Here is an 11,423-nt window from a genome sequence, read left to right as displayed (position 1 = left end):
ATTTTCACTAATTCTTGTGAAATTTGTTTTTTTTTAATACAATGGAGATGCATTCAAATTGAATAGGAGGATGGAAGATGAACATTCACGAGTATCAGGGGAAAGAAGTCTTACGCAATTTTGGTGTGAAAGTTCCAACAGGCTATGTAGCGTATACAGTGGATGAAGCGGTAGAAGCAGCGGAAAAATTGGGCACATCTGTAACCGTTGTCAAGGCGCAGATTCATGCCGGTGGAAGAGGTAAGGCCGGAGGAGTTAAAGTAGCAAAAAGTTTGGAAGAAGTTCGTACATATGCGGATGAAATTCTTGGGAAAACATTGGTAACCCATCAAACGGGACCAGAAGGAAAAGAAGTTAAACGTTTACTTATTGAAGAGGGCTGCGACATTAAGAACGAATATTATGTGGGGGTTGTTTTGGACCGTGCAACTTCACGTGTCGTTTTCATGGCATCTGAAGAAGGCGGTACAGAGATTGAAGAAGTAGCAGAAGCAACGCCTGAAAAAATCTTTAAGGAAGTTATTGACCCAGTTGTTGGTTTGACACCTTTCCAAGCTAGAAGACTAGCATTTAACATAAATATACCAAATGAATTAATTGGAAAAGCAGTTCAGTTTATGACAGCACTTTATCAAGCTTTTGTAGAAAAAGATTGTTCTATTGCTGAGATCAATCCACTTGTCACGACTGGAGATGGTGAGGTTTTAGCATTAGATGCAAAGTTAAACTTTGATGATAATGCGTTATACCGTCAAAAAGATATCGTTGAATTACGAGATTTAGAAGAAGAAGATGAAAAAGAAATTGAAGCATCTAAATATGACCTAAGCTACATTTCCTTGGATGGAAATATTGGCTGTATGGTAAATGGTGCGGGGCTAGCGATGTCAACAATGGACATTATTAAGCACTATGGCGGGGATCCGGCTAACTTCCTTGATGTTGGGGGCGGCGCAACTGCTGAAAAAGTAACAGAAGCATTTAAAATCATTCTATCCGACTCGAATGTAAAGGGAATTTTCGTCAATATCTTTGGTGGTATTATGAAATGTGATGTTATTGCCGAGGGTGTTGTAGAGGCAACAAAACAAGTAGGTCTTGAAATTCCATTAGTCGTTCGCCTAGAAGGTACAAACGTGGAAAAAGGGAAGAAAATTCTTGAAGAATCAGGTTTAAATATTACATCAGCGAGTTCAATGGCTGATGGTGCAGAAAAAATTGTATCAATGGTGAACTAATCGAGAGGCTATATTAAACTTTTAATTTTGGGAGGACGGACGAAAATGAGTGTTTATATAAATAAAGATACGAAAGTAATTGTCCAAGGAATCACTGGTGCAACAGCTACATTCCATACGAAGCAAATGCTTGAGTACGGCACGAAAATCGTTGGGGGAGTGACACCAAAGAAAGCTGGTACAGAGGTTGAAGGTGTACCTGTTTTTAATACAGTAAAGGATGCAGTAGATGCAACTGGTGCAACGGCATCGGTAATTTATGTACCTGCTCCATTTGCTGCGGATGCGATTATAGAGGCAACAGATGCAGAGTTAGATTTAGTTATCTGTATTACAGAACATATTCCAGTCTTAGACATGGTAAAAGTAAAGCGTTACATGGAAGGAAAGAAAACACGTCTAATTGGCCCGAACTGTCCGGGTGTTATAACTGCAGACGAATCGAAAATTGGAATTATGCCGGGTTATATTCATAAAAAAGGACATATCGGGGTTGTCTCTCGTTCTGGAACGTTAACATATGAAGCAGTTCATCAATTAACTCAAGCTGGATACGGTCAAACAACAGCAGTCGGTATTGGTGGAGATCCTGTCAATGGGACAAACTTTATCGATGTTCTAAAAGAATTCAATGAGGATCCAGAAACAGAGGCAGTTATTATGATTGGTGAAATTGGCGGTACAGCTGAGGAAGAAGCTGCGGAATGGGTTAAAGCTAACATGAAAAAACCTGTTGTAGGCTTTATCGGCGGTGCGACTGCACCTCCAGGAAAACGGATGGGACATGCTGGTGCAATTATTTCTGGTGGTAAAGGTACTGCCGAGGAAAAGACTCGTATCATGGAGGCGTGTGGCATTACAGTTGCTGAAACGCCTGCCGTAATGGGCGAGACAATGATTAAGGTTCTAAAAGAAAATGGACTTGAAGAAAAGTGTAAAACACATTAAGAACAAAGCTTTTAGGTGACCCTAGAGGTGAGCCGGAAGAGATAGTTTCTTCAGGCTCTCCTACAATTTTAACTGGAGAAAGGATTGGTGTATGCTTGGATACACTTCGCTTAAGGTTAATACATTTGCACCGCTGTCGTGGAATTACGAGAAGGTTTATCCGTAAACTTCTTCAATACGATCCCTCGCTTGAACAGATCTATCATTTTTCTTCTGCAGAGATTACAAATCGATTTACCCTCCCAAATAAAAATGCCGCATTATTTTATTCTGATCTTCATAATTTGGCTATAAGGCAGCAAATAGTACACGATATAAATAAGTATAAAATCATCACAATAGTTGACGAAAGTTATCCTCCTATGTTAAATACAATTAAAGATGCTCCACTTGTACTGTATGCGCTTGGCGATATCTCGTTATTAGCATATAGTCCGGCAATCAGTGTAATTGGAACGAGAAATCCATCAAGTGAGGCCGCTCAAAAGATAGATCATGTAGTAAAGCCGCTTGTAAAAAATGAATGGTTAATTGTAAGCGGTATGGCTAAAGGGATTGATAGTTTAGCACATAAAATCGCCTTAACCTATAAACAGAAAACGATAGCTGTTTTAGGAGGCGGTTTCATGCATGTTTACCCTAAGCAGAATATGAGCCTGTTCCACCAAATTGTGAAACATGGTCTCGTTTTAACCGAATATGCCCCAGATGTTCGGCCAGTAAAATACCATTTCCCAGAAAGAAATCGCATTATTAGCGGCCTTGGATTTGGAACATTAGTGATTGAGGCAACTGAAAGAAGTGGCACACTAATAACAGTTGACCAAGCCCTTGATCAAGGAAGAGAGGTATATGCAGTTCCTGGATCACCTTTACTTTCACAAACAAAAGGTTGTCATCAAATGATTCAGGACGGGGCGAAACTTGTTCATAACGCACAAGATATATACGAAGATTGGATGGCTATTCATAATTTAATGACCAAATAGATTTTAATAATAAAGTATAAAATAAAGTATGTTTGACAAATTCATAGGATAAATTTAGTATTAGTAAAGATTTCAAGTGTAAATTGTCAACCTCATTCTAGGAGGCACGGATCATGTCAGATTATTTGGTAATCGTTGAATCGCCTGCAAAGGCGAAAACGATTGAACGTTATTTAGGAAAAAAGTATACAGTAAAAGCATCGATGGGACACATAAGAGATTTACCGAAGAGTCAAATGGGTGTTGACGTCGATGAAAATTATAAACCAAAATATATTACGATTCGCGGTAAAGGCGATGTATTGAAAGAGCTAAGAAAGTCAGCAAAAAAGGCAAAAAAAATATATCTCGCAGCCGACCCCGATAGAGAAGGGGAAGCAATTGCTTGGCATTTGGCACATATTTTGAGTGTTGATGAAAATTCCAAATGCCGTGTTGTTTTTAATGAAATTACAAAAGATGCAATAAAAGAATCGTTTAAACATCCGCGTGCAATCGATTTAGATTTAGTTGATGCACAACAAGCTAGAAGAATTCTTGATAGGCTCGTAGGTTATAATATTAGTCCGCTTTTATGGAAAAAAGTGAAAAAAGGGCTTAGTGCTGGTCGTGTACAGTCAGTTGCTTTAAAGATGATTCTTGATCGTGAGAAGGAAATTGAGAATTTTGTTCCAGAGGAATATTGGTCCATTGATGCAGCTTTTCAAAAGGATAAAGAAGTATTTGAAGGTTCTTTTTATGGAATTAATGGTAAAAAGACAGAGTTAAAATCGGAAGACGATGTAAAAGAAGTGAAAGCAAAAATGAAAGGGAATTCGTTTGACATTACTAAAGTTAACAAACGTGAACGAAAGAAAAACCCGGCACAGCCTTTTATCACTTCCTCTTTACAGCAAGAGGCTGCTCGAAAGCTGAATTTCCGTGCGAAGAAAACAATGATGATTGCTCAACAGCTGTATGAAGGAATTGATTTAGGTAAAAAAGCAGGCGGGATTACCGGGCTAATCACCTACATGCGTACAGATTCAACTCGTATTTCTGAAACAGCAAAGCAAGAAGCAAAAGGATATATTGAAGAAAACTTTGGTAAAGAATATCTTGGAAATGTAAGAGCTGCAAAAAATAAAGAAGGTGCACAGGATGCCCATGAAGCAATCCGACCAACCTCAACATTAAGAGATCCAAAATCACTAAAGGATGTATTATCACGAGACCAACTCCGATTATACAAACTGGTTTGGGAACGTTTTGTAGCTAGTCAGATGTCACCAGCTGTAATGGATACAATGACAGTACATTTACTAAATAATGATGTAGAGTTTCGTGCAACAGGTTCAAAGGTGAAATTTAAAGGATTTATGAGAGTTTATATTGAAGGAACAGATGACAATAAAAAAGTGGAAGATAAGTTATTGCCTGATTTAGCTGAAGGGATGGTCGTAAAGTCGAAAGAAATTACACCGAATCAGCATTTTACGCAGCCGCCACCAAGGTACACAGATGCAAGGCTTGTACGAGTAATGGAAGAACTCGGTATCGGCAGACCTTCGACCTATGCACCGACTCTAGATACGATTCAGCGCAGAGGCTATGTTACAATGGATAACAAACGCTTTGTCCCAACAGAGCTGGGCACAATCGTATCGGACTTAGTAGAGGAGTTCTTCCCAGAAATTATTGATGCTGATTTTACTGCTAAAATGGAAAACGATCTCGATTCAATTGAAGATGGAAAGATCGAATGGATAAAGATTATTGATGAATTCTATAGCGGATTTAGCAAACGGCTTGAAGTTGCGGAAGAAGAAATGGAAAAAATCGAAATTAGAGATGAACCAGCAGGTATTGATTGTGAAGAATGCGGACATGAAATGGTATATAAAATGGGTCGATATGGTAAATTCCTAGCCTGTTCCAACTTCCCGGATTGTCGTAACACAAAACCGATTTTAAAGGAAATTGGTGTGAAGTGTCCGAAGTGTAAAGAGGGCAATGTCGTTGAAAGAAAATCCAAGAAGCGAAGAGTATTTTTCGGCTGTGACAGGTTCCCTGACTGTGATTTTGTCTCATGGGATAAACCAATCTCAAGACCTTGTCCAAAATGTGAATCTTTGTTGGTAGAAAAGAAGGCTAAAAAAGAGACGCAGGTTCAATGTACGAATTGTGAATATAAAGAAGTAGCGCAAAGTTAGCTGTTCATTACTGGACAGCTAATACTTTTTTGTGCATTAAAAAATCTTCTTCTTAGCTTTTCGATTTTTTTGGATTTTAAGTTTGGTGGAATGCATCAGTACAAGAGTTTTACTTGTCTGTCAAAAGGGAATGCCATCTAACAAGGAGGCTATAATCATGACAGAAAAAAATCATTACTTTGTTGTTGTAAAGGAAAGAGAAATTAGAGAGATCCCAGTGGATGATAATGAAGAGGAATTCGAAATTATCGCAGATGACAGTGAATTAAGTGCAATGCGTGAATTATTTTTAAACATGAAAGACCATGCTAATACTGCAACAAGTTTCATCATTAAAGATCCATTTGATGATCGCAGGGCAGATAGAGAGAGAGAGGCATATGAAAGGAATCTCCAAAAAGTATATCGAAAAATATATGAACTTGGAACAAATGGAACAAAAGCAAAAATTCGAGAAACAGGAATAATTAAGTAGCAATTTGGTTATAAAGGTAATACCCATTGTTCACAAAACTTTCACTGTATTACATTTTTGCAAAAAAAATAATATTTGTTTGTTGACTATACTATTCTAAATAGATATAATTACGCATTGGAAAGGCAATTTACTTTACAGACAATATTAATTTATATTAAATTTAACGAAATAGCATGACAAATCAAATTATTGTGATATAATAAGTGTGGTTTCGATTCTGAATTTTGTTGCAATTTAGTTAAGTTTATTGCATAATTATTCGAAGTATGCTATGATTTATCCGCTGTTTGATGGGGTGAAGAATTGAATACATTCGTAGCGTACAGTGAAGCGTTCATCGAATATTTGCAGATTGAGAAAAATGCTTCACCTTATACGGTAAAGTATTATCAGAATGATCTGGAAGTATTTTTTGATTTTCTTCGTCAAGAGGGGATTGACGATCTAGATGTTGTTTCACAACGAGAAGTAAGGCTTTTTCTAACAAGATTATATGAGCAGAAATTAAACAGAAGGTCAGTTTCAAGGAAGCTTTCATCGTTGCGTAGCTTTTACAAGTTTATGGAGCGAGAGGAATGGGTGTTGGCAAATCCGTTTGTTCATATTCATTTACCAAGGACTGCTAAACCAATACCAGGCTTTTTCTACATGGAAGAATTGGAAAAGTTGTTTGAAGTAAATGATTTGAATAGTCCAACTGGCCAACGTGATCAGGCTATACTAGAAGTGTTATATGGAACGGGTATACGAGTGAGTGAATGTCAAGGTCTAAAGCTTTCGGATATTGATTTTTCGATTGGAACCATTTTGGTTAAAGGGAAAGGTCGCAAAGAGCGGTATGTCCCATTTGGCAGGTTTGCAGAAATAGCATTAGAGACATTCATTCATGACGGCAGAATGAAACTAATGGAAAAATCTCAAGTCACTGATGCTGTCTTTTTAAATGCTCGAGGTAATCCGCTCACGACAAGAGGTATACGAGTGATTCTAAAAAAATGCGTAGAACGAGCTGCATTAACTGTGGAAATTCATCCACATAAGCTGAGGCACACATTTGCAACGCACATGCTTAATGAAGGTGCGGATCTGCGTACTGTACAGGAATTACTTGGTCATGAAAATCTATCCTCTACCCAGATTTATACCCATGTGACAAAAGATCATTTACGTGATGTGTACATGAAAAGCCACCCAAGAGCGAATGATCAATATCGTAATGAGTGAGGTGAAAGGAATGGCTACTGAAATGCACGCAACCACAATTTTTGCAATTCAGCATAATGGTCAGTGCGCCATGAGTGGAGATGGGCAAGTAACATTAGGAAATGCAGTGGTAATGAAGCATAAAGCCAAAAAAGTAAGAACCTTGTACAATGGGAAGGTGTTGGCGGGCTTTGCTGGATCCGTTGCAGATGCTTTCACACTTTTTGAGAGATTTGAAAGCAAGCTTCAGGCCTATAATGGGAATCTAACTCGAGCATCGGTTGAGTTAGCCAAGGACTGGCGCTCAGATAAGGTGCTCCGTAAATTGGAAGCAATGCTGATTGTCATGAATAAGGAAAATATGTACTTGGTTTCTGGTACTGGCGAAGTTATCGAACCAGATGATGGTATATTGGCCATTGGTTCGGGAGGTAACTATGCATTAAGTGCAGGAAGAGCTTTAGTTAGGCATTCTGGTAACTTGACTGCAAAGGAAATTGCTCAAACAGCCTTGGAGGTTGCAGGTGAAATTTGTGTATACACAAATAATCATATTACATTGCAAGTACTTGATTAATAGTGTGTGTTCAAAAGGAGGATGAAATGGACCGAGGTCGGCTACAGTCGCAACGTCCTGGGGCTGTGTTTACTCGCCCCGCAGAAAACCTTTGTTGCGGGCGCCGGCACTAGCACGTCCTGTGCGTCGAAGTTCGAGGCGGCGAAGCTTTGAGTACCGGAACGTATGCAATTAATACGAGAGGAACGGAAAAGCAAGCCAACGGAGAAATTCGATGTGTCATTTTCACCGGATTTTTTGAACATCCTCTAAATAAGGGAGGTTTTTCCTAAGAATGGGAATTGACTACACTCCAAAACAAATTGTTGGTCAGCTAGATAAATATATTATTGGTCAGCAACAAGCAAAGCGATCTGTAGCTGTTGCTTTGAGGAATCGTTATCGACGAATGCAACTTGAAGATTCAATGAAAGAAGAAATCGTTCCAAAAAATATCTTAATGATTGGACCGACTGGAGTGGGGAAAACAGAGATTGCCAGAAGGCTGGCAAAACTTGTTGGTGCCCCGTTTGTGAAAGTCGAAGCAACTAAGTTTACAGAGGTCGGTTATGTCGGTAGAGATGTAGAATCAATGGTACGTGACCTTGTAGAAATGGCTGTACGAATGGTAAAGGAAGAAAAAATGAGTGGCGTAATGACAACAGCGGAAAAAGAAGCAAATAAACGACTTGTTAAATTGCTTGCTCCATCAGCCAAAAAGCAATCCGGTGTTAAAAATCCATTTGAAATGCTTTTCCAAAATCAAACAGTAAATGATAATGCTGAAAATGATTTTGAAAAAGATGAAGAAATTAAAAACAAACAGCAACGAATTGAACATCAGTTAGCTTTAGGTGAACTGGAAGACCGAATGGTTACCATCGAAATCGAGGAAATTCCTCCTTCCATGTTTGATATGCTGCAAGGTTCGGGTATGGAACAGATGGGAATGAATATGCAAGATGCAATCGGGCAATTCATGCCATCAAAAAAGAAAAAACGTAATCTAACTGTATCTGAAGCTAGAAAGGTATTGACACAACAAGAAGCTCAGAAATTGGTAGATATGGATGAAGTAGCCGGGGAAGCTGTCAAGCGTGCAGAACAAACGGGAATACTTTTTATAGATGAAATTGATAAAGTAGCTGGAAAGCAAGAAGCAACTGCAGATGTTTCCAGAGAAGGTGTTCAGCGTGATATATTACCGATTGTTGAAGGATCAACGGTTGTAACGAAGCACGGGCCAGTGAAAACAGACCACATGCTTTTTGTCGCGGCTGGAGCTTTCCATATGGCAAAGCCCTCTGATCTTATCCCGGAACTACAAGGAAGATTTCCAATTCGTGTTGAATTAGAAAAATTATCTGTAGGGGATTTCAAGCAAATACTTACCGAACCATCTAATGCATTGATTAAGCAATATCAATTAATGTTAAAAACAGAAGGTATAAATGTTGTTTTTACAGACGATGCTATAGAAAGACTTGCAGAAATTGCCTTTCAAGTAAACCAGGATACCGACAATATTGGCGCGAGAAGGCTTCACACCATACTAGAAAAACTTCTTGAAGATTTGTCGTTTGAAGCGCCCGAAATTACGTTGGAGGAAATAGAAATTACTCCTGCCTATGTAGATCAAAAACTCAACAGTATTGTACAAAACAAAGACTTAAGTCAGTTTATACTATAATTCATAATAATGAAATGGAGGATCATCATGGATCTATTAAATCGAGCAAGAAAAATTAACGCAATGTTACAGAAAGCAACAGGTAAATCAGTAAACTTTAATGAAATGTCAGCATCATTAAGAGATGTAATCAAAGGGAATGTATACATCGTCAGCAGACGTGGGAAGTTACTTGGATTTGCAGTAAATCAAGAAATTGAAAACGAGCGTATGAAATCAATGCTTGAGCAAAGACAATTCCCGGAAGAGTATACACAGGGGCTGTACAATATTTATGAGACAACAGCAAACCTTGATATTAATAGTCAGCATTCCGTATTTCCAGTGGAAAATAAAGACTTATTTAAAGACGGTCTGACTACAATTATCCCGATTATCGGCGGTGGAGAGCGTCTTGGTACGTTAGTTCTTGGAAGAGTAAATGAAAGTTTTAACGATGATGACCTTTTACTTGCTGAATACGGAGCAACTGTTGTAGGTATGGAAATACTTCATGAAAAAACAGAAGAAATTGAGATGGAAGCACGTAGTAAAGCTGTTGTACAAATGGCAATCAGTTCACTATCATACAGTGAATTGGAAGCAATTGATCATATCTTTGAAGAATTAAACGGACATGAAGGGCTATTAGTAGCAAGTAAAATTGCAGACCGCGTAGGGATCACTAGATCTGTAATTGTAAACGCGCTAAGAAAATTAGAGAGCGCAGGAGTTATTGAGTCCCGTTCACTAGGTATGAAAGGTACGTACATTAAAGTATTGAATGACAAATTCCTTGTGGAGCTAGAAAAGCTACGTTCAAGATAAGTTTATAAAATAATATAAAAAGACACAAAAAAGCCAAATTATTTGGCTTTTTTTGTGTCTTTTTATAGTTAATTATCCTTATAATTAAATATAGGACTTTCGTATGTAGAGGAATATCAAAACATGGGAAACAGCCAAAAACCAATTGTAAATGCTGTGTAAATGTTTTTGAATTGCTTGTAAATTCCACGAAACTGCACATTCATGTTACTAAATACCTAGTCTTTTTTTACTGTTTTATTTTCTTTTAGGAGAAAATGTCGAAAAGTAATAGACTTTGTCTAATTTATAACTTACAATATTCGTAGTAGATGAAGTAAGTATGACTGTCAATCAAAATTTTCATAGAAATGGAAGCGCAATGTACATATAAGAGGATAAATAGAAACAAGATCTTCTGTTCACGACAGGCCATTTTTACTGGACTTTTAACAACATACATAAGGAGTGCTTGTAATGAATTTATTTGGAGGGACAATTAGTAAGTTAGAAAACTCTCTCAACTACGCTGCAATGAAGAATAATACGATTTCAGATAATATTGCTAATGCAGATACACCTGGTTATAAAGCGAAGGATGTTCAATTTAAAAATATTTTAGATGATACACTTACTTCCTCAATTCAAGCTAAGCGTACAACTGAGAAGCATATCCCCTTTAATTCAAATCAAAATTCATCTTATCGTGTCGTATCACAATCCAATACGATGTACAACCATAATGGAAATAATGTTGATATTGATAAAGAAATGACAGAGCTTGCGAAGAATCAAATCTATTACAATGGTTTGATTGATCGGATCAACGGGAAGTTTGGGAGTTTGCAGACGGTTATAAGAGGAGGGAACTAATCGATGTCAATATTTAATTCTATTAATACAAGTGCTAGTGCATTAACTGCACAAAGACTTCGAATGGACATCGTTTCCTCTAATATTGCGAATGCACAATCAACAAGAGCAGTCATAAATGAGAATGGTGAGTTTGAGCCGTATCGGAGAAAAATGACAGTTTTAGAAACACAGGATAATCGTTTTAAATCGATGCTTGCAAATGCATCTGGTGATATAAAGCATAGTGGTGTGCGAGTTGCTGCCATCGTTGAGGATGAGGAGCCGTTTAAACTTGTCTATAACCCTGTTCATCCAGATGCAAATGAAGCTGGCTATGTAGAGATGCCAAATGTTGACCCCTTGCAAGAAATGGTTGACTTAATGAGTTCAACGAGGTCTTATGAAGCAAACATTACTGCTTTGAATGCAAGTAAAGGTATGTTAATGAAAGCATTAGAAATTGGTAAATAGACGATAAGGAGTTAAAA

Annotated in this window: 11 protein-coding genes; all 11 read left to right on the top strand. The window is 37.8% G+C overall.

The window, feature by feature from the left end:
* Positions 1-77 precede the first annotated feature (77 nt).
* The 11 genes from sucC to flgC all read left to right on the top strand — a co-directional run bounded on the left by sucC (position 78) and on the right by flgC (position 11,406).
* Positions 78-1,238: an ADP-forming succinate--CoA ligase subunit beta gene (sucC, locus tag MHH64_RS15260; protein ID WP_095308599.1), complete on the top strand. Its 1,161-nt coding sequence runs from the start codon at positions 78-80 to the stop codon at positions 1,236-1,238.
* 45 nt (positions 1,239-1,283) lie between these two features.
* Positions 1,284-2,186: a succinate--CoA ligase subunit alpha gene (sucD, locus tag MHH64_RS15255; protein WP_095308600.1), complete on the top strand. Its 903-nt coding sequence runs from the start codon at positions 1,284-1,286 to the stop codon at positions 2,184-2,186.
* Between the two features lie 95 nt (positions 2,187-2,281).
* Positions 2,282-3,175, top strand: a complete 894-nt coding sequence (gene dprA, locus MHH64_RS15250; RefSeq protein WP_095308602.1) for a DNA-processing protein DprA — start codon at positions 2,282-2,284, stop codon at positions 3,173-3,175.
* 113 nt (positions 3,176-3,288) lie between these two features.
* The gene (gene topA / locus MHH64_RS15245; RefSeq protein ID WP_303448207.1) at positions 3,289-5,367 is read left to right on the top strand and encodes a type I DNA topoisomerase; all 2,079 of its coding nucleotides are present in this window, start codon (positions 3,289-3,291) and stop codon (positions 5,365-5,367) included.
* Positions 5,368-5,524: 157 nt separating this feature from the next.
* Positions 5,525-5,842 carry a hypothetical protein gene (locus tag MHH64_RS15240; protein WP_095308606.1) on the top strand — a complete coding sequence of 106 codons (318 nt, stop codon included), beginning with the start codon at positions 5,525-5,527 and terminating at the stop codon, positions 5,840-5,842.
* A gap of 306 nt (positions 5,843-6,148) precedes the next feature.
* Positions 6,149-7,069 (top strand): tyrosine recombinase XerC, encoded by a 921-nt coding sequence (gene xerC, locus MHH64_RS15235; RefSeq protein ID WP_095308608.1) that lies wholly within the window; start codon positions 6,149-6,151, stop codon positions 7,067-7,069.
* Positions 7,070-7,079: 10 nt separating this feature from the next.
* Positions 7,080-7,625: an ATP-dependent protease subunit HslV gene (hslV, locus tag MHH64_RS15230; RefSeq protein ID WP_095308610.1), complete on the top strand. Its 546-nt coding sequence runs from the start codon at positions 7,080-7,082 to the stop codon at positions 7,623-7,625.
* A 274-nt stretch (positions 7,626-7,899) separates the two neighbouring features.
* A complete protein-coding gene (gene hslU / locus MHH64_RS15225) occupies positions 7,900-9,294 on the top strand; it encodes an HslU--HslV peptidase ATPase subunit (RefSeq protein ID WP_095308612.1) in 1,395 nt (464 codons plus the stop codon).
* 27 nt (positions 9,295-9,321) lie between these two features.
* A complete protein-coding gene (gene codY / locus MHH64_RS15220) occupies positions 9,322-10,101 on the top strand; it encodes a GTP-sensing pleiotropic transcriptional regulator CodY (protein ID WP_095308614.1) in 780 nt (259 codons plus the stop codon).
* 456 nt (positions 10,102-10,557) lie between these two features.
* Positions 10,558-10,953 carry a flagellar basal body rod protein FlgB gene (gene flgB / locus MHH64_RS15215; protein WP_118888934.1) on the top strand — a complete coding sequence of 132 codons (396 nt, stop codon included), beginning with the start codon at positions 10,558-10,560 and terminating at the stop codon, positions 10,951-10,953.
* A 3-nt stretch (positions 10,954-10,956) separates the two neighbouring features.
* Positions 10,957-11,406, top strand: a complete 450-nt coding sequence (flgC, locus tag MHH64_RS15210; protein WP_095308618.1) for a flagellar basal body rod protein FlgC — start codon at positions 10,957-10,959, stop codon at positions 11,404-11,406.
* The last annotated feature ends 17 nt before the right edge of the window (positions 11,407-11,423 follow it).

It is taken from the genome of Oceanobacillus sp. FSL K6-0127, assembly GCF_037983385.1.
Classification (GTDB): domain Bacteria; phylum Bacillota; class Bacilli; order Bacillales; family Amphibacillaceae; genus Oceanobacillus; species Oceanobacillus profundus.
This window is presented reverse-complemented; position numbering and strand designations above follow the sequence as displayed.